The organism is Acidovorax sp. Leaf78, from assembly GCF_001422735.1.
GTDB lineage: Bacteria > Pseudomonadota > Gammaproteobacteria > Burkholderiales > Burkholderiaceae_C > Acidovorax.
The window spans coordinates 136745-154699 of sequence record NZ_LMLZ01000004.1 but is presented as its reverse complement, the minus strand read 5'-3'; the positions used below and the strand labels follow the sequence as shown (position 1 = coordinate 154699).

Sequence of the window (17955 nt, the reverse complement as noted above, 5' to 3'; positions counted from 1 at the left end):
CCGCAGGAGATGCGAAGCCAAGTGCAAGAGTCGCTGCAGCTCATCAAGGACACCCAAGCCCACATCGAAGATAACCACCCGCTGACCATCCGGCACTTCCTGACGGACCACCTGGGCACACCCATTGCGCTGGTCAACGCCAACGGAAAAGAGGCGGGACAGGTGAGTTGGGCTGCAAGATACGGCGCCTGGGGCGAGATCGAGCAGGAGTACAACCCCCACCGCATCCATCAACCCATCCGCTTGCAGGGACAGCAGCTTGATGCGGAGACCGGGCTGCATTACAACCGTTTTCGCTTCTACGACCCGGGGGTTGGGCAGTATGTGACTCAGGATCCTATTGGACTGGCAGGCGGGCCGAGACCATATCAATATGCGAACTTGAATCCAGTGCAGATTTTAGACCCTTTAGGGTTGGACGCTATAGGAAATGGCTCAGGCAACGCACTAGTTTACACCGACATAAACAATGGAAAAACCATAATGATGGACTCCAACGGCAGGTCGATACTAGAAATGGAATCGAGAAATCAGGTTACCAGCAAGGCGAAAGCTGGCGCCTCGGATGCATACAGTGGGAAATTCACAAAATGCCAATACCCAAAGTTCAACAAAGCATTTGGGCCGGCCAAATGGATGACGACGGATAATAGGCAAAGATGGATTCATGGAGGAGGATCGAGTTTAAAGGATCCCTTTTCCCCCCGGCAAGGCTGGAACCCTACTCTAGGATGCACGCGCACTCAAAATGAAGACATTGAAAAACTATGCAGTGCCTCCGAAGATTTTAAAACAAACAATCCGAATAACTCAATAGACTACATCAGGAATGGCGAACTGCCTAACGGCGGCATAACCAATGCAAAAGTACAGTAACAACGAACAAACTGCTCATGAATATTCACAAACATACAATCGTATGCTTGGCATTTTTTTCTTTCTCAGCACAAGCGAAATGTGTGTTGCCGGTACCAGACGGAGAAGAAGGACAAACATCCAACAGAAATCTTGCCGGATACTTAATTGAGAAAAACAATCAAGAAATAAAAATAGAAAAATACCCTGATAGAAAGATTGTCTCCGTAAAACTGGGAGAATTAAAAGAGGCATACTCGGCATTTGGAGGGGATGAAGAAATCTCGAAGCTCAACACCGGAATTGCTGTGCGGATTTGGTACAAGTCATGCAAGAACTCCGAAAAACCACAAGCCGCCTACATTGAATTTTTTTCGAATAGCAGTTTGGATCAGCCAGAAAAATCATATTTCACTACAAAAGGTCGCTAAAAAAAGTTAAAAAACCTCACCTCGGCAAAAGCCGAGATAAATTATATCAATCCTGCACCAAGTAGAAAAACCCTGAGTTTGGCCGGATGATTTATCAAGACAACAAAGGCAAATATTAATACACACGACCAAAACGCGGTGGAAAATCTGCTGAAACCCGGGAGGCCCGGGTTCGTGCCCCCAAACACCAAAGCGACAGCCCACTACCATACTCATGACGGCCCCGATCCAGAGGATGATAGCGAAGATTTTTCTACTTCAGATTCACGTGATGCAGACGGACATGGCATTGACGGATATGTCGGAACACCGTCTGAAAATTTAAAGCGCCACGATTACAAGACTGAAAGAGACGGAACCATCAAAAAGGTCAAAGCAAAATTAATATGATATTTGGACTGATGCTCTCTACTTCATTGATATTATTCTCCCCGTATGCCGCAGGACGCGATACGCAAAGCTTCACTCCCAAGGAAGGATTTCTGCCAGATGAGGCAACCGCAATCGCTGTGGCAGAAATAATTTTAATTAAAATTTATGGAGTCAATCAAATAAAAGAGCAAAGACCTTTTTCTGCAAATTTGAACGGGGACATTTGGGATATTAAAGGATCGCTTAGCCCTCAGGAAGTTGGAGGAACTGCGCACATCAGGATTAAAAAAAATGGAGAAATTATCCAGCTTAGCCACTCGAGGTGAAATACAACGTCCCGAGTCATAAAAATCAATAGCCGTCATCGAAGAAACAGTCAACTCATTGCTTACGAAAACTTGGCATCTTGGTCTGCTTACGTTAACGCTCAAGGCACTGCTGCGCCAAAACTGACCCCGATCAACTCCGGCACCAAGGGCTTCCCCCGCGAGGCGAAGCCCATGCGGCAAAATCACCCCATGGCCGAACGAGTGATCCCCCTGGTGGACCAACGCATCGCCGCTCTGGCGGCGAAGGTGCCGTTGCACGCCTCGGCGCCTACCGGGCTGCTCACCGACACGCTCGGCCGGCCGCTGCGGGACCTGCGCATCAGCGTGACGGACCGCTGCAACTTCCGCTGCAACTACTGCATGCCCAAGGAAGTTTTCGACAAGGACTACCCCTACCTGCCACACGGCGCCCTGCTCAGCTTTGAAGAGATCACGCGGCTGGCGCGGCTCTTCCTGGCGCATGGCGTGCGCAAGATCCGCCTGACCGGCGGCGAGCCGCTGCTGCGCAAGAACCTTGAAGCCCTGGTGGCGCAACTGGCCGAATTGCGCACCGTGGACGGCCTGCCGCCCGACCTGACGCTCACCACCAACGGGTCGCTGCTCGCGCGCAAGGCCCGGGCCCTGAAGGACGCGGGCCTGAACCGCGTGACCGTGAGCCTCGATGGGTTGGACGATGCGGTGTTCCGCCGCATGAACGATGTGGACTTTCCGGTGGCGGACGTGCTGGCGGGCATCGAGGCGGCGCACGCGGCGGGCCTCTCGCAAATCAAGGTGAACATGGTCGTCAAGCGTGGCACCAACGACCACGAGGTGCTGCCCATGGCGCGCCACTTCCGGGGCACGGGCACCACGCTGCGCTTCATCGAATACATGGACGTGGGCGCCACCAACGGCTGGCGCATGGACGAGGTGCTGCCTTCGGCCGAGCTCATCGAGCGCCTGCGCGCCGAACTGCCGCTGGTGGCGCTGAGCCCGAGCGCACCCGGCGAAACCGCTGAACGCTGGGGTTACGCCAACGCCGCTGGCGAGCACGACCCGCGCCTGGGCGAGGTCGGCGTGATCAGCAGCGTGACCCAGGCGTTTTGCCACGACTGCAACCGCGCGCGCCTGTCCACCGAAGGCAAGCTCTACCTGTGCCTCTTCGCCACCCAGGGCTACGACCTGCGCACCTTGCTGCGCGGTGGTGCCAGCGACGAGGCCATCGCATCGGCCATCGCCCCCATCTGGCAGCAGCGCACCGACCGCTATTCGGAGCTGCGCAGCAGCCTGCCTGCGGACGCGGGCGGCGGTGCTCGCCGGGTGGAGATGAGTTATATCGGTGGATGAAGTGAAGCGCCCCCTGAGCCACCTTCGGCGTCTGCCCGCGCTCTCGCTGCGTGCGGCAGGGGGGCACACCCGGTGGCCTGGCGAAGTCGGTTGCACGGGTGCACTGGCCTGGCCGCGCCCGTTCCAGGATCACGCGAAGCACCCGTCTGAGTTTCTTTGAAGATCACGAATGATTGATACCCAAGACATCACCGGCCTCGTGCTGGCCGGCGGCCGGGGCTCCCGCATGGGCGGGGTCGACAAGGGCCTGCAGAACTTTCGCGGCCTGCCGCTGGCGCTGCACACGCTGATGCGGCTGCAGATGCAGACCGGGTCCACCATGGTCAATGCCAACCGCAACCTGGCCGCGTACGAGGCGTTCGGTGCGCCGGTGTGGCCCGATGTGCTGGCCGACTATGCGGGGCCGCTGGCGGGCTTTCTGACGGGGCTGGAGCGCTGCGAAACACCGTGGCTGCTGACCGTGCCGTGCGACACGCCCCTGTTTCCGCTGGACCTGGCAACCCGCCTGGCCGCTGCCGCCAGCGAGCAGGACGCCGAGATCGCCATGGCCTGCGCGCCCGAGGACGACGGTCAGGGGCGTATCACCGTGCGCCCGCAGCCGGTGTTCTGCCTGCTGCGCGTGGAGCTGCTGGAAAGCCTGGTGGCCTTCACGCAGGCCGGTGGCCGCAAGATCGACGCGTGGACCGGCCAGCACCGCTGTGCCTTGGTGCCGTTCGATCAGCCTGGGGATGACGCGCAAGCGTTCTTCAACGCCAACACCCTGGCCGAGTTGCATGCGCTGGAGGGCACGGCGGGGCGCTGAGTTGCCGCGCCTGCACGCACGGCTCTCCCCTGCTCCGGTCTGCACCAACCCATCCCCCGCTTTTGTTCCCCATGCCCACTCCCCACAGCGCAGGCACCGCAGCGACGTCGATTCCGGTGGCGACTACTGCCGCCCAGCCTGCGGCGGTACGCATCCGCGCACTCACAGCGGCCGACGCCGTGCCCTACAAGGCGGTGCGCGATGAAGCGCTGCGCACGGCACCCGACGCCTTCACCTCGGACTACGCGTCGTCCATCGGCCGCGCGGCCAAGGAATACGCCGGGCGCTTCGGGCCGGTGGCATCGGGCACGTTTTTTCTCGGTGCGTTCGATGCCACCGGCCGGTTGCTCGGCTGCGTGGGCTGCGAGCGCGAGCAGCGGACCCAGCAGCGCCACTGCGCCAGCGTGGTGGGCATGATGGTGGCGCCCGGTGCGCAGCGCCAGGGCATCGGGCGGCAGCTGATTGCAGCCTGCGTGCTGGCTGCGCGCCAGGTCCCCGGCCTCACGCAGCTGGTGCTCACGGTGACCGCGTCGAACACCCATGTGGTGCGGCTGTACGAGCAGGCGGGCTTTCATCCCTGGGGCCTGCTGCCGCGCGCCGTGATCGTCGACAACGTGGCGTACGACAAGCTGCACATGCTGCTTTTGCTGACCTCCGACCCCTTTCCCGCCTGTCGCTCCCGGTGACGCGACGTCCTGTGACGATTGCCGCGCGGCATACCCGACTGATTGATTGATTGTTTGTTTGCTGCCCATGAAGACCATTGCCCAGATCGCTGCTGAACTTCAGGGCTACGACCCGCAGGCGCTCAAAGCCTCCGATGTGAACGCGTTCCTGGAGCGCCTGGTCGAGCCCGTGCAGGACACCGAGGAGCTGCCGCTTTTCAACGCACTGGGCCGCGTACTGGCCCGCGATGTGGTGTCGCCCATCAGCGTGCCGCCGCACGACAACTCCGCCATGGACGGCTACGCCTTCGCAGGCGCGCAGCTGGTAGCGGGCCAGCCCCTGGCGCTGCGCGTGGTGGGCACGACGCTGGCGGGCAAGGCGTGGACGGGCAGCGTGGCAGCGGGGGAGTGCGTGAAGATCATGACCGGCGCGATCATGCCCTCGGGCCTGGACACCGTGGTGCCGCAGGAGTTCACGACCGCATCTGCCGACACCGCAGGTAGCGCAGCGAATGGGGGCCAGCGCATCACCATTGCGGCCGATGTACTGCGCACCGGTGACAACCGCCGCTTCAAGGGCGAAGACCTGATGGAAGGCGGCGTGGCGCTGGCGCGTGGCGAGCTGCTGACGCCCGCAGCGCTGGGCCTGGTGGCCAGCCTGGGCCTGCCCACGGTGACGGTGTTCCGGCGCCTGCGGGTGGCGTACTTCTCGACTGGCGACGAGATCCTGAGCCTGGGCGAGCCGCCCCGCGAAGGCGCGGTGTACGACAGCAACCGCTACACCGTGTTCGGCCTGCTCACCCGCCTCGGCGTGGAGGTGATCGACCTGGGCGTGGTGCGCGACGAGCCCGCGCTGCTCGAAGCCGCCTTCCGCGAGGCCGCAGGGCAGGCGGACGCCATCATCACCAGCGGCGGCGTGAGCGTGGGCGAGGCTGACCACACCCGCACCATGATGAAGAAGCTGGGCGACGTGGCCTTCTGGCGCATCGCCATGCGCCCGGGCCGCCCGATGGCGGTGGGAAGCATCGCCGGCACGCTGCCAAGCACCCAGTTTGAAGCAAAAAAAGCCCCTGCCGCTCATCCAGAAAGAGCCATCAGCTATCAAAACAGTAGCAATAGTGACGCGGGTGCAGGCGCAGGCACAGGCGGGGGTGAAGGTGCAGTCCTCTTTGGCCTGCCGGGCAACCCGGTGGCGGTGATGGTGACCTTTCTCGCGTTCGTGCGTCCTGCCCTGCTGCGCATGATGGGCAGCACCCGCCCTGCGCCGCCCCTGCTGCGCGCCGTGTGTACCGAGCCCCTGCGCAAGAAGCCCGGCCGCACCGAATACCAGCGCGGCACCGTCACCACCGCCGCCGACGGCACGCTGCAGGTGTGCACCACGGGCAACCAGGGCTCGGGTGTGCTCAGCTCCATGGTGCAGGCCAACGGCCTGATCGTGCTGCACCACGGCCAGGGCAACGTGGCGGTGGGCGACACGGTGGATGTGATGGTCTTTGAAGGCATGATCTGACACAGCCATGGGCACATCGCTGGTGCAGAGCGCGCTCCCTCGCCATAACCTGTGTCCCAACTTTTCACTTCACTCGTTGAACCGCCATGCCCTACACCGCCACACACCTTGCCCAGCCCCCCGCCCGCGAAGACATCGACAGCCTGACGGGCACTGCCGTGCTGGAGTTCGGCACGCCATGGTGCGGCCACTGCCAGCGCGCACAGCCGCTGATCGAAGGCGCCTTGAAGGACCGTGCTGACGTCGCCCACATCAAGGTGGAAGACGGACCCGGTCAGCGCCTGGGCCGGAGCTTCAGCGTGAAGCTCTGGCCGACGCTGGTGTTCCTGAAGGACGGCAAGGAAGTGGAGCGGCTGGTGCGGCCGCAGGGTCAGCAGGAGATCGCTGATGCACTGCAAGTCCTGGCAGCGCCAGCAGGCTGATGCCCATCAAGCCGTTCACACTGAGCCTGCAGAGGCGCTGCGCAATGCTTCGACAGGCTCAGCCCGAACGGCAATGGAATGGTCGAGGATGGATCTGTAGGAGCAGCAGTCTCCAGGGCTTGCTGCCCTTCTGAAGCCGAACCATCTTCTCCATCAGCCCCCAAAAACAAAAGGCCCCGACAGGGCCTTTTGTTTTTTTGTTTTGATGTAACAGTACGACGAGCCCGCTACTTACTTGCCCACGTAGTCGTGCATGTGCACCGCGTGCGCGGGCTCTTCGGTCGCCACCGCGGTGTTCGCCCCGGGCACCGTCCTGCGTGCGAACAGCGTGTACATGGTGGGCACCACGAAGATGGTGAGCAGCGTGCCCAGCGACATGCCGCCCACGATCACCCAGCCGATCTGCATGCGGGTTTCGGCGCCCGCGCCGGTGGCCAGCGCCAGGGGGATGGCGCCCAGCACCATGGCGCCGGTGGTCATCAGGATGGGGCGCAGGCGCTGGGCCGAGGCCTTGACCAGCGCATCGACCATGTCCATGCCCTGCTCGCGCAGCTGGTTGGTGAACTCGACGATCAGGATGCCGTGCTTGGTGATCAGGCCCACCAGCGTGATCAGGCCGATCTGTGAATACACGTTGAGCGAGCCGCCGCTCCATTTGAGCGCCAGCAAGGCGCCGATCATCGACAGCGGCACCGACACCATGATCACCAGCGGGTCGATGAAGCTCTCGAACTGCGCCGCCAGCACCAGGAAGATGAACACCAGCGCCAGCAAGAACACCACGCCCAGCGCGCCCTGCGAGCTCTTGAACTCGCGCGAGGTGCCGTTCAGATCGGTGGTGTAGCCGGGGCGCAGCACCTTTGCGGCGGTGTCGTCCATGAACTTCAGCGCCTCGCCCAGCGAATACTCGGGCGACAGGTTGGCGGTGATGGTGGCCGAGCGGCGCTGGCCGAAGTGGTTCAGCTCGCGGGGGCTCACGCTCTCACGCACCTTGACCAGGCTCGAGAGCGGGATCATCGAATCGTTGCGGCCGCGCACATAGATGGTGTCGATGTTCTCGGGCGTGGTGCGGCCGCGTGCGGCCGTCTGCACGATCACGTCGTACTGCTCCGCATCGCGCTTGTAGCGCGTGACGGTGCGCCCGCCCAGCATGGTTTCGATGGCCTTGGCCACCACGTCCACGCTCACGCCCAGGTCGGCCGCGCGCTCGCGGTTCACTTCGATGCGCAGCTCGGGCTTGTTCAGGCGCAGGTCGATGTCGGGGCCGATGATGCCGGGGTTCTGCGCGATCTCGGCCATGAAGGCGGTGGCTACCTGGTTGAGGTTTTCATAACTGTCGGACGTCTGGATCACATAGGTGAGCGGCCGCGCGCGAAAGCCCTGGCCCAGCGATGGCGGGGTGATGAGGAACGAGCTCACGCCCGGCAGCGTGCCCACCTTGGGCTGCAGCTCGCGCGCCAGCTCCAGCGTGGTGCGCTTGCGGTTTTCCCAGTCCACCGTGCGGTAGATGACGCTGCCCTGCGCCACGGTGGGGTTGCCGATGTTGGCGAAGATGCGGTCGAACTCGGGGTACTGCTGCCCGATTTTTTCCAGCTCCAACGCGTAGCGGTTGGTGTAGTCCAGCGTGGCGCCGTCAGGCGCCGTGACGTTGACCAGCACTGTGCCGCGGTCTTCCAGCGGCGACAGCTCCTGGCGCATGGTGGGGTACACCAGCACCAGGGCCACGCCACTCACGGCCATGATGGCGATCACGATCCAGCGGGCCTGGAAGATCGCGCCGCGGATGCGGCTGCCGCGCCCGGCGCCCTGGCCCGCACCGCCACCCCAGCGGGCCGTCACGATCCAGCGCAGCAGGCGGCCGTAAGCGTCGGACAGCGCGGTGAGCCAGCGCTCCATGGAGCGGTCGAACCAGTTGGGATTGGGGTTGTGCTTGAGCAGCAGCGAACACATCATGGGCGACAGCGTGAGCGCCACGAAGCCCGACACCACCACCGCCCCGGCCAGCGCCAGTGCAAACTCCACGAACAGCCGGCCGGTGCGCCCGGGCGTGAAGGCCAGCGGCGCATACACCGCCACCAGGGTGAGCGTCATGGCCACGATGGCAAAGCCGATCTCGCGCGCCCCCTTGATCGCAGCGGAGAACGGGTCGAGCCCTTCTTCGATGTGCCGGTAGATGTTCTCCAGCATCACGATGGCATCGTCCACCACCAGGCCGATGGCGAGCACCAGCGCCAGCAGGGTGAGGGTGTTGATCGAAAAACCCGCCAGCGACATCAGCGCAAAACTGCCCACCAGGCTCACCGGGATGGTGATGATGGGAATGATGGACGCGCGCAGCGTGCGCAGGAAGACGAAGATCACCAGCGCCACCAGCACCACCGCTTCGATGATGGTGGAGTACACGCTCTTGATGGACCGGTCGATGAACAGCGAGTTGTCGTTGGCCACGTCGATCACGATGTCCGGCGGCAGGTCGGACTTGAGGACGGGCATCATCGCGCGCACGCCCTGCGCCAGCTCCAGCGGGTTAGCCGTGGCCTGGCGGATCACGCCGACCGAGATGGCCTCGCGCCCGTTCAGGCGCACGCGGCTGCGGTCGCTGGCGGCACCCTCTTCGACCCGCGCCACGTCGCGGATGCGCACCGGAAACCCGTTGACGGTGCGGATCACCACCTCGGCAAACTGCCCGGGCGTGGACAGGTCGGTCTGCGAGGTGACGCTGAACTCGCGCTGCTGCGACTCGATGCGGCCCGCGGGCAGCTCCAGGTTGTTCTTGCGGATCGCGTCTTCCACATCCTGCGTGGTCAGGCGGTAGCCGGCCATGCGTTCAGGGTCCAGCCACACGCGCATGGCGTATTTGCGCTCGCCGTAGATGGGCACGTCGGCCACGCCGGTCACCGTCTGCAGGCGCGGCTTGACGATGCGGTTGACCAGGTCGTTGATCTCCAGCGGGCTGCGCGTGTCGCTGCTGAAGGCCAGCCACATCACGGGCGAGGCGTCGGCCTCGACCTTGGCGATGACGGGTTCGTCCACCGCGTCGGGCAGGCGGTTGCGCACGCGGGCCGTGCGGTCGCGCACTTCGGCGGCGGCGTTGTCGGCGTCTTTCTCCAGCCGAAAGCGCACGCTGATCTGGCTTTGCTCGGGGCGGCTGATGGAGGTGATCACGTCCACCGCGTCGATGCCGGCAATAGAGTCTTCGAGCGGCTTGGTGACCTGCGACTCGATCACCTCGGCCGAGGCGCCCGCGTAGCGCACGCTGACAGTGACCACGGGCTCGTCGATCTTGGGGTATTCGCGCACCGACAGGCGTGTGAAGCTCACCGCACCGATCAGCAGCACCAGCAGCGACAGAACGGTGGCAAAGACCGGCCGGCGTATCGATATTTCAGCGAGTTGCATGGCAGTGGGGGGCTTCGGTCAGTCGGTCGGTCGGGCGATCAGTCGGTCGGGCGGGGACAGGATCAGGCAGGTGCACGTGCACCAGAAGGCGCCGCGCGCCCGCCGGGCCCACCTGCGGCCAGGCAAGGGTTGGTGCCTGGCAGCGGTGCCACCAGGGCCACGGTGGATGGCGCTGCCGCGGGGGCTGCCGGCGCCGCAGCGGGTGCAGCGGCCGCAGCCACGGGGGCACCACTGGGCGCACCCGCCGCGCCGTTGGCAGGCGCATCGGCCAGCGCCGCTGCGCTGACCGCAGCCCCGGGGCCCGATGCTGCACGTGCGGCCCCAGGCGCTGCGCCGTTGGAGGGCTTGCCCAGTTCCACCACGCGCACCGCAGCGCCGTCCTTCTGGATGCGCTGCTGGCCCGCCGAAACGACCACGTCGCCCGCTTTCAAGCCGTCCACCACCTCGACAAACCCGGGGGTGCGCACACCCAGCTTCACGGGTGTGCGGCGGGCGATGCGGCTGCCGGGCTCCTTGCCCTCGACGATCTTGAACACATAGGGGTTGCTACCTTCAGGCACCACGGCCTCTTCAGGGATGACGCTCGCGTCTGCGCGCTCGGCAAACACGGCAGTCACGCGGGCGAACATGCCCGGGCGCAGTTGCAGGCGGCGGTTGTCGATGCAGCCACGCACCGCGATGGAGCGGCCATCAGCGTCGATCTGGGGATTGATGGCCTGCACCACGGCGCCGTAGCGCACGCCTGGCAGCGCATCGAAGGAGACCTGCGCCGTCTGGCCAGTGCGCACCTTGCTCTGCAGGCGCTCGGGCAGGCGGAAGTCCACGTACACCGCGTCGAGATCTTCCACGTTGACGATGTCGGCACCGTCCTTCAGGTAGTCACCCACGTTCACGCCGCGGATGCCGGCAATGCCGTCAAAGGGTGCCACTATCTTCAGGCGCGATGCGGTGGCCTGCGCCAGCGACAGTTTGGCCTGCGCCACTTCGAGGTTGGCTGCGCTCTCGTCCACCGAACGCTGGCTGATGAAGCCCTGGGCCACGAGCTCCTGGTTGCGCTTGTGGTTGGCCTGGGCGATGGACATCTCCGCCTGGCTCTGCTGGATCTGGGCGCGGGGCAATTGGTCGTCGAACTGCACCAACACCTGGCCGCGCTTGACGCGCTGGCCGTCGCGAAAGTTCAGCTGGGTGATGCGGCCACTGACCTCAGGGCGCAGCACCACGCTCTGGCGCGACCGCAGGCTGCCCACGGCCTCGGCATCGTCACGCATCGCCATCTGGCGCACGGCCACGGCCTCTACCGACGCCACCCGGCCTGCACCGCCCTGCGCTCCACCGCGTGCAGAGCCCGCAGGCGCGCCGTTGGCGGCTGCAGGCGCTGCCGGCGCCCCATCAGTGCGCGGAGCCTGGGTGGGCTTTTGCAGCCACCATGCAGCACCCAGGGCGGCTGCAATGCCGATGACAGCGAAAACGATGGTTCTTTTCTTGGACGCCATGGATCAATGAAACCGGTGGAAGAGCGGAATGCAACCAAAGAATGTATCAGTCCGTGTCAGACACTGCAGTGACTGGCGCCTTGACCGAAGGTCAATTCCCCGGTTTTACGCAGGCTTTACACAAAGCGACCACTCACCCAGGCGCTCAGGCGAATATCCCGAGGCGCTGTGTTGCTGGAATGCACACCGCGTGCCAGCTTCAATGCCAAAAAGCGCGCTTCAACCCCTGCCGAGGGCCTTGTCCACGCCCTTGTTGGCCAGGCCATCCGCCCGTTCATTGCCGGGGTCGCCCGAGTGCCCCTTCACCCAGCGCCAGTCGATGCGGTGGCCGCCGGTGCTGACCAGCGCATCCAGGCGCTGCCACAGCTCCACGTTCTTGACGGGCTGCTTGGACGCCGTGCGCCAGCCCCGGGCCTTCCAGCCGTGGATCCACTCCGTGATGCCCTTGCGCACGTATTCGCTGTCGAGGAACAGCGTGACCGCGCAGGGCCGCTTGAGCGCCGTCAGCGCCTCGATCACCGCCATCAGCTCCATGCGGTTGTTGGTGGTGCCCAGCTCGCCGCCGAACAGCTCTTTTTCGGTGTCGCCCGCGCGCAGCAGCACGCCCCATCCGCCGGGGCCGGGGTTGCCCTTGCAGGCGCCGTCTGTGTATATCACTACCTGATTCAAACCGTGTTCCTGTCTTTGTCGCGTTTTTTGAACGATGCGTGGGGCTTGCGGGTGGCGGGCCGCGCCGCGGGTACCGCTGGCGCGCCAGCCGCGTGGGCCCGGTTGGCCACGGGCACCGTGCCCGCAGCTCGCTGGCGCTGGGTGCGCCAGGCGGGCCCCAGCAAGCGCATGCCGTGCACCCGCTTGGCGGCCACCACGAAGTACGCTGCCCCGAAGATGGGCCACCACCGCTCGCCCCAGGGGTCCATGAAGCCGAAGCGGTCCAGCCACTGGGTGCTGCGCACTGCAGGACGATAACAGCCAAATTGGGCCGATTCGACTTCGAAGCTGAGCAACCGCAGCCAGTCGCGCAGGCGGCGGTAGCCGATGAACTCGCCCACGTCGGGCAGGTACAGGTGGCCTTTGCCCAGGCGCTGGTACAGCCGCGCCCGCCGCTGGCGCAGGCCCCACAGGCTGGCGGGATTCAGGCCGCTGATGACCACCCGCCCCTCGGGCACCAGCACCCGCTCCACCTCGCGCAGCGTGGCGTGGGGGTCGATGCTCAGCTCCAGGGTGTGGGGCAGCACCAGCAGGTCGAGGCTGTTTTCTGCAAACGGCAGGGCCACGGACTCTGCCAGCAAGTCGATGGTGCGGCGCTGGGGCTGTGCCACGGCACCAGGGTCCGCGCGCCCATCCACGGCGATGCCCCGGTCTGCGCCAGCCATCATGTGGGCCGCACCCGGTGCGTGCCCCACGGCAAAACCCTCCTGCCCCAGGGCCAGCCACTGGTGGGGCATGCGGTTGGCGCGCAGGCCGTCCAGCAGCGGCATGCCGAGCTGCAGGCTGTGGTAGCCAAAGATGTCGGCCACCGCGTCATCGAAGCGCGCCTGCTCCCATGCCAGCAGGTACCGGCCCGGCGGGGAGTCGAACCACCGGTGCAAACCTATAATTTGATCGCTCATGAACTTGCTGCCGCTGCCCGCCTTTACCGACAACTACATCTGGATGCTGCACGACGGGCGCCATGCGATCGTTGTCGACCCTGGGGATTCCGTGCCCGTGGTGCAGGCACTGCAGCGCCTGGGCGTGCAGTTGCAGGCCATTCTAGTCACGCACCACCATGCCGATCATGTCGGTGGGGTCGATGCGCTGCGCGACGCCACCGGCGCCGTGGTCTACGGCCCGGCCCGCGAGCGCATTCCCGAGCCGCTGGTGCGCCTGGCGCAGGGTGATACCGTCGACGCGCTGGGCCTGCACTTCGACCTGTTCGACGTACCTGGACACACGGCGGGCCACATCGCCTACTATTGCGCGGCGTTCGATGGGGCGCCGCTGCTGTTTTGCGGCGACACACTGTTTTCTGGCGGATGCGGGCGTTTGTTCGAAGGCACGCCAGCGCAGATGCTCGGCTCGCTCGACCAGCTGGCGGCGCTGCCGGGCGACACCCGCGTGTGCTGCACGCACGAGTACACACTGTCCAACCTCAAATTTGCGCGCGCCGTGGAACCCGGCAACGCAGCTTTGCTCCACTACAGCAACCAGTGCGAAGCGCTGCGTGCCGGCAATCAGCCCACGCTGCCTTCCAACATGGCGCTGGAGCGAGACATCAACCCCTTCCTGCGCACACGGCAGCCTGGTGTGGCCCACGCGGCCCAGGTTTTCGATGCGCAGGTCCACGAAGACGACGCCGTAGCGGTTCTGGCCGCACTGCGCCAATGGAAGAACGAGTTCCGATGAAAATTTTGCACATTGCCTGCCTGGCAGCCGCCGTATGGCTTACTGGCTGCGCCACCACAGGCACCACGCAAGACACTGCAGCCAAGGACGCCAAGGCCACCACCACCGCCAGCACGCCGGCGGCCCGCGCCCCGCACACCCCCGTCATTCCCAACGGCCCGCTGCGCCCCATCACCGCTGCGCAGGCCGCCAGCGGCGAAGTCGCATCGCTGTCGGCCCCCGCCGACCTGTGGGACCGCATCCGCCGCGGCTTTGCGATGCCCGACCTGCAGCACGAACTGGTGCAGGACCGCGAGCAGTGGTATGCCACCCGGCCCGACTACATGCAGCGCATGACCGAGCGCTCGAGCAAGTACCTGTTCCACATCGTCGAAGAGCTGGAGCGCCGCGGCATGCCCACCGAGCTGGCCCTGCTGCCGTACATCGAGAGCGCGTTCAACCCCCAGGCGGTGTCCAGCGCCAAGGCGGCCGGCATGTGGCAGTTCATGCCCGCCACCGGCAACTATTTCGACCTCAAGCAGAACGCATTCCGTGACGACCGCCGCGATGTGCTGGCCTCGACCCGCGCCGCGCTCGACTACCTGCAAAAGCTCCACGGCATGTTCGGCGACTGGCACCTGGCCCTGGCCGCCTACAACTGGGGCGAAGGCAGCGTGGGCCGCGCCATTGCGCGCAACCAGAAGCAAGGCCTGGGTACCAGCTACACCGACCTGAACATGCCGGCCGAGACCCGCATGTATGTGCCCAAACTGCAGGCGGTGAAGAACATCGTGGCGCACCCCGAGGCCTTCCGCACCGAGCTGCCGCTGATCGAGAACCACCCGTACTTCCAGACCGTGGACATCACGCACGACATGGACGTGGCGCTGGTGGCCCAGCTGGCCGGCATCCGCGAGGATGACTTCCGCGCGCTGAACCCGTCGTTTCACCGGCCTGTGATCCTGGCCGCCGGCACGCCGCAGATTCTGCTGCCGTGGGACAACGCCAAGGTCTTCCAGCGCAACCTGGAAGCGCGCCGCGAAGGCCAGTACGCCAGCTGGACCGTGTGGTCCGTGCCCTCCAACATGACGGTGGCCGACGCCGCCCAGCGTGCGGGCATGAGCGAGAACGACCTGCGCAGCCTGAACAACATCCCGCCGCGCATGCTCATCAAGGCGGGATCGGCGCTGATGGTGCCGCGCTCGGCAGCCATCCGCCAGGATGTGTCGTCGCACCTGGCGGACAACGGCCAGCTGGCCTTTGCGCCGGAGATGGTGACGCGCAAGACGACTGTGCGCGCCGGCAAGGGTGAAACCGTGGCCAGCATCGCGCGCCGCTACAAGCTGGCAGCCTCCAGCGTGGCCGACTGGAACGACGTGCGCGCCAATGCAGCCTTCAAGCTGGGGCAGCAGGTGGTGGTGTACTTGCCCGTGCGGCAGGCCCAGGCCAGCGCACGCAGCAGCGGCAGCACGCGCGCCTCGGCCAACAGCAGTGGTGGCGGCAAGCGTTCGGTGTCGGCACCGGCGCGCAAGGGTGGCACGCCGTCGAAGGTGAAGCGCCGCTGAAGCGCACGGACGACGAGGGCAGCCGCGCTGCCCTCCACAAGACTGCCTGATGGCTACAGCGCTGCCTTAGCCCTCAGTCGAGCGCTGGGGCTGGGCTCAAAAGCGCAGGTTGTGCATGCCCAGCAGCCCCAAAATGCCCATGATGATGAGGTACAGCGCCACGATGGTGCTGAGCAGGCGGGGCATCACCAGAATGAGAATGCCGGCGATCAGGGAAACGAGAGGGCCGATGCTGAGGCTGAACGTCATGGCGCGATCCTTGATGTAGAAAAAAGAAGAAAACAACGAGCGTGGAAGCGGTGTGGGCGACGACGGCACAGTGCAATGCCGGGATGGTGCGCAGTGCCGACTGCCCAGGACTGTAGTCCATCCGTTGGCTGATTTTTGCGTCGCAGGACGGAGCGCCAGCCTGCTGTAGGCGTGGCCCGCCAATCCCTTTTCATCCCCCAGCACCCCTTCAGGCTCTGGCAGGTCCTGCCAATGCCTAGACGTTGAATTTCTGCCGTGCCTTGCGCACGAATTCGTTGGTGTAGGTACGCGCCAGGTCGACCTTGAAATCCGCCATCTCGGGGTGCACCCGCGCGAGCACGCGCAAGGCGGTGGCCGCACCGTCGTCGGCCATGAGCCCGTTGGTGGAGTAGGTCTCGCGCACGCGGCTGAAGGCCGCCAGGTACAACCCCCGGTCGCCCATCAGATACCCCGGCGGCACCGCCTTCACCAGGTCGGCCGGGCCCGCGGTCTGCAGCCACTTGAGCGCATGCACGATGCCGTTGGCCAGCGCCTGTGCCTGCGGTGCGTTTTTCTGGATGAAGGCCTGCGGTGCGTACAGGCAGCTGGCGGGCATGTTGCCACCGAATATCTCCTGCGCCGCCTTGAGCGAGCGCATGTCGCCCGCGATGCGGGTGTCGGCCTTTTGCTCCAGCAAGGTCATGATCGGGTCGGCATGGCACAGCGCATGCACCTGCCCGGCGCGCAGCGCATTCAGCGCCGCCGTGCCGGAGCCCACGGGCACAAACGAGACATCCTTGGATGAGAGCCCCACCCGCGCCAGCAGCAGGCTGGCCGCCAGGTGGGTGGACGACCCCACCGACGACACGCCGATGCGCCGCCCTTCCAGATCGCCCAGCTCCTTGAAGGACGGCAGGGAGCGCTGCGACACACCCAAAGCCAACTGCGGCGCGCGCCCTTGCACCACCAGCGAGCGGTAGGCCTGCCCCCGCGCCTGCTGGCGCAGCGTGTGCTCGAAAGCACCAGCGCAGACGTCTGCCGCCCCCTCTTGCACCGCCTGCACTGCCAACGCACCGGCGGCGAAGTCCCGCACCGTGACGTCCAGCCCCTCGGCCCGGAAGAACCCCAACTGGTCCGCCAGCGCCAGAGGCAGGTGGTACAGCACGCCCTGCCCCCCCACCGCGATGGTGACGCGGCCCAGCGGCGTGGCGTCCGTCTGGGCCCGCACGGCCGCAGGCGCAAACACCGCAGCTGCGGAAGCAGCAGACAGTGCACCAAAGGCGCGGCGGGTGAGCAAAGGACGGTTCATGGGATCAGAAAATAGACATTGTTGCACCGCAACAATCGTGCCGCAGAGTGGGCCATTCCGCATTAGGGGGATTCCCAGCGGGTTTGTACGTAGGGAAAGGGTATGTACGTCTGAGCCGCCTTCGGCGCCTTCCCCTCTCTCGCTGCGCGGGAGCGGACGCACCCGGTGGCTTGGCAAAGCCAGATCCACGGATGCACTGGCTTTGACGTGCGCCAGTTTTCATGGGCCGTAGCACTTTACGACGACCAGCGAGTGAGGGCACGCCACCCCTCGGGCGGATCGCCTGACACCGGCGCCCCCCAGAAAAGCGCACCCGCATGTCTGGCTCCGCCACTTCACAGAGTTCGCACCGTCCGGCGGGAGGGCACGCATCACCCCGAGGGCAGTGCCTCGTGGGGCTGCCAGTACCAGGCTACCGATACCCCACAAACAGGATCGCGATGTTCACCAGCAGGGCTGCAGCCCAGACGGCGCTGCGCACCGTCGGCATGTCGGACACGTACATCAGGATGTAGAACACGCGCAGCATCACGTACAGAAAAGCCAGGATGTCGAGCAGCGTCTGCCCGGCACCCAAAAGGTGCGCAATGATGACCGCACCGATGAAGAACGGCAGCGTCTCGAAACTGTTGGCCTGCGCCGCGTTGGCGCGCGCGCGCCAGTCGGTCTGGCGCGCCATCCAGGCGCGCGGGTCGTGGTTGTCGAAGCCGCCGTCCTTGCGCGGCTTGCCCCAGTTGCCGCTCTTGGCGAGCCATGAACAGGCCAGCGGCAGCAACGCCGCGATCAGCACGCACCAGTAGGCCACCGTAAACCGTGCGACATGCATGGTGGTATTCATTTTGTATGCCTTTTGGGCCGCTACCGCTTGGTACGCAAGCGCTAGCA

At 64.9% G+C, this 17955-nt stretch carries 18 protein-coding genes; 11 read left to right on the top strand and 7 right to left on the bottom strand.

Going from position 1 to position 17955, the window contains the following annotated elements; genetic code table 11:
• The 9 genes from ASF16_RS27025 to ASF16_RS05230 all read left to right on the top strand — a co-directional run.
• Positions 1–876, top strand: an 876-nt coding sequence (locus ASF16_RS27025) for an RHS repeat-associated core domain-containing protein (RefSeq protein WP_200926868.1), incomplete at its 5' end; no start/stop codon positions are given.
• Between the two features lie 17 nt (positions 877–893).
• Positions 894–1286, top strand: a complete 393-nt coding sequence (locus ASF16_RS25915; protein ID WP_156371940.1) for a hypothetical protein — start codon at positions 894–896, stop codon at positions 1284–1286.
• 93 nt (positions 1287–1379) lie between these two features.
• Positions 1380–1676, top strand: coding sequence for a DUF4329 domain-containing protein (locus tag ASF16_RS25300; protein WP_082516755.1), 297 nt, complete (start codon positions 1380–1382; stop codon positions 1674–1676).
• Positions 1673–1984, top strand: coding sequence for an NTF2 fold immunity protein (locus ASF16_RS25295; RefSeq protein WP_082516754.1), 312 nt, complete (start codon positions 1673–1675; stop codon positions 1982–1984). The genes ASF16_RS25300 and ASF16_RS25295 overlap by 4 nt, the downstream gene beginning before the upstream one ends.
• A 192-nt stretch (positions 1985–2176) precedes the next feature.
• Complete coding sequence (moaA, locus tag ASF16_RS05250; RefSeq protein ID WP_056163829.1) at positions 2177–3313, top strand: GTP 3',8-cyclase MoaA; 1137 nt, start codon at positions 2177–2179, stop codon at positions 3311–3313.
• Positions 3314–3482: 169 nt separating this feature from the next.
• Entirely contained in the window at positions 3483–4115 is a 633-nt protein-coding gene (mobA, locus tag ASF16_RS05245; protein WP_056163780.1) for a molybdenum cofactor guanylyltransferase MobA, read from the top strand.
• Positions 4116–4186: 71 nt separating this feature from the next.
• Entirely contained in the window at positions 4187–4801 is a 615-nt protein-coding gene (locus tag ASF16_RS05240; RefSeq protein WP_082516753.1) for a GNAT family N-acetyltransferase, read from the top strand.
• Between the two features lie 67 nt (positions 4802–4868).
• Complete coding sequence (locus tag ASF16_RS05235) at positions 4869–6290, top strand: molybdopterin molybdotransferase MoeA (protein WP_056163777.1); 1422 nt, start codon at positions 4869–4871, stop codon at positions 6288–6290.
• An 86-nt stretch (positions 6291–6376) separates the two neighbouring features.
• On the top strand, positions 6377–6712 hold the full coding sequence (locus tag ASF16_RS05230) for a thioredoxin family protein (protein ID WP_056163774.1): 336 nt from the start codon (positions 6377–6379) through the stop codon (positions 6710–6712).
• Positions 6713–6943: 231 nt separating this feature from the next.
• On the opposite strand, the gene ASF16_RS05225 is transcribed toward ASF16_RS05230, so the two are convergent.
• From ASF16_RS05225 to ASF16_RS05210, 4 genes are all read right to left on the bottom strand, one after another.
• On the bottom strand, positions 6944–10111 hold the full coding sequence (locus tag ASF16_RS05225) for an efflux RND transporter permease subunit (protein WP_056163771.1): 3168 nt from the start codon (positions 10109–10111) through the stop codon (positions 6944–6946).
• 62 nt (positions 10112–10173) lie between these two features.
• Positions 10174–11604, bottom strand: a complete 1431-nt coding sequence (locus ASF16_RS05220) for an efflux RND transporter periplasmic adaptor subunit (protein ID WP_056163769.1) — start codon at positions 11602–11604, stop codon at positions 10174–10176.
• Positions 11605–11823: 219 nt separating this feature from the next.
• Entirely contained in the window at positions 11824–12273 is a 450-nt protein-coding gene (gene rnhA, locus ASF16_RS05215) for a ribonuclease HI (RefSeq protein ID WP_056163766.1), read from the bottom strand.
• Entirely contained in the window at positions 12270–13214 is a 945-nt protein-coding gene (locus ASF16_RS05210; RefSeq protein WP_082516752.1) for a class I SAM-dependent methyltransferase, read from the bottom strand. The genes rnhA and ASF16_RS05210 overlap by 4 nt, the downstream gene beginning before the upstream one ends.
• Between ASF16_RS05210 and gloB the strand changes: the two genes are divergently transcribed.
• Both gloB and ASF16_RS05200 read left to right on the top strand, forming a co-directional pair.
• Positions 13213–13989 carry a hydroxyacylglutathione hydrolase gene (gene gloB / locus ASF16_RS05205; protein WP_056163761.1) on the top strand — a complete coding sequence of 259 codons (777 nt, stop codon included), beginning with the start codon at positions 13213–13215 and terminating at the stop codon, positions 13987–13989. The genes ASF16_RS05210 and gloB overlap by 2 nt on opposite strands.
• Positions 13986–15533, top strand: coding sequence for a transglycosylase SLT domain-containing protein (locus ASF16_RS05200; protein ID WP_056163758.1), 1548 nt, complete (start codon positions 13986–13988; stop codon positions 15531–15533). The genes gloB and ASF16_RS05200 overlap by 4 nt, the downstream gene beginning before the upstream one ends.
• Before the next feature lie 96 nt (positions 15534–15629).
• Here ASF16_RS05200 and ASF16_RS05195 read toward each other — a convergent pair whose 3' ends face one another.
• The 3 genes from ASF16_RS05195 to ASF16_RS05185 form a co-directional block, all read right to left on the bottom strand.
• Positions 15630–15782: a DUF3096 domain-containing protein gene (locus tag ASF16_RS05195; RefSeq protein WP_082485775.1), complete on the bottom strand. Its 153-nt coding sequence runs from the start codon at positions 15780–15782 to the stop codon at positions 15630–15632.
• Positions 15783–16017: 235 nt separating this feature from the next.
• Positions 16018–17070 carry an ABC transporter substrate-binding protein gene (locus ASF16_RS05190; protein ID WP_056163752.1) on the bottom strand — a complete coding sequence of 351 codons (1053 nt, stop codon included), beginning with the start codon at positions 17068–17070 and terminating at the stop codon, positions 16018–16020.
• A gap of 412 nt (positions 17071–17482) precedes the next feature.
• Positions 17483–17908, bottom strand: a complete 426-nt coding sequence (locus ASF16_RS05185; RefSeq protein WP_056163749.1) for an MAPEG family protein — start codon at positions 17906–17908, stop codon at positions 17483–17485.
• Positions 17909–17955: the final 47 nt, after the last annotated feature.

What these genes read in the sequence shown, in the direction of transcription:
- gloB (WP_056163761.1), top strand. Translation starts at nt 13,213, where the DNA reads ATGAACTTGCTGCCGCTGCCCGCCTTTACCGACAACTACATCTGGATG.
- ASF16_RS05230 (WP_056163774.1), top strand. Translation starts at nt 6,377, where the DNA reads ATGCCCTACACCGCCACACACCTTGCCCAGCCCCCCGCCCGCGAAGAC.
- ASF16_RS25915 (WP_156371940.1), top strand. Translation starts at nt 894, where the DNA reads ATGAATATTCACAAACATACAATCGTATGCTTGGCATTTTTTTCTTTC.
- ASF16_RS05240 (WP_082516753.1), top strand. Translation starts at nt 4,187, where the DNA reads ATGCCCACTCCCCACAGCGCAGGCACCGCAGCGACGTCGATTCCGGTG.
- ASF16_RS05210 (WP_082516752.1), bottom strand. Translation starts at nt 13,214, where the DNA reads ATGAGCGATCAAATTATAGGTTTGCACCGGTGGTTCGACTCCCCGCCG.
- ASF16_RS05190 (WP_056163752.1), bottom strand. Translation starts at nt 17,070, where the DNA reads ATGAACCGTCCTTTGCTCACCCGCCGCGCCTTTGGTGCACTGTCTGCT.
- ASF16_RS05200 (WP_056163758.1), top strand. Translation starts at nt 13,986, where the DNA reads ATGAAAATTTTGCACATTGCCTGCCTGGCAGCCGCCGTATGGCTTACT.
- ASF16_RS05225 (WP_056163771.1), bottom strand. Translation starts at nt 10,111, where the DNA reads ATGCAACTCGCTGAAATATCGATACGCCGGCCGGTCTTTGCCACCGTT.
- ASF16_RS25295 (WP_082516754.1), top strand. Translation starts at nt 1,673, where the DNA reads ATGATATTTGGACTGATGCTCTCTACTTCATTGATATTATTCTCCCCG.
- ASF16_RS05220 (WP_056163769.1), bottom strand. Translation starts at nt 11,604, where the DNA reads ATGGCGTCCAAGAAAAGAACCATCGTTTTCGCTGTCATCGGCATTGCA.
- mobA (WP_056163780.1), top strand. Translation starts at nt 3,483, where the DNA reads ATGATTGATACCCAAGACATCACCGGCCTCGTGCTGGCCGGCGGCCGG.
- ASF16_RS05185 (WP_056163749.1), bottom strand. Translation starts at nt 17,908, where the DNA reads ATGAATACCACCATGCATGTCGCACGGTTTACGGTGGCCTACTGGTGC.
- ASF16_RS05195 (WP_082485775.1), bottom strand. Translation starts at nt 15,782, where the DNA reads ATGACGTTCAGCCTCAGCATCGGCCCTCTCGTTTCCCTGATCGCCGGC.
- moaA (WP_056163829.1), top strand. Translation starts at nt 2,177, where the DNA reads ATGGCCGAACGAGTGATCCCCCTGGTGGACCAACGCATCGCCGCTCTG.
- ASF16_RS05235 (WP_056163777.1), top strand. Translation starts at nt 4,869, where the DNA reads ATGAAGACCATTGCCCAGATCGCTGCTGAACTTCAGGGCTACGACCCG.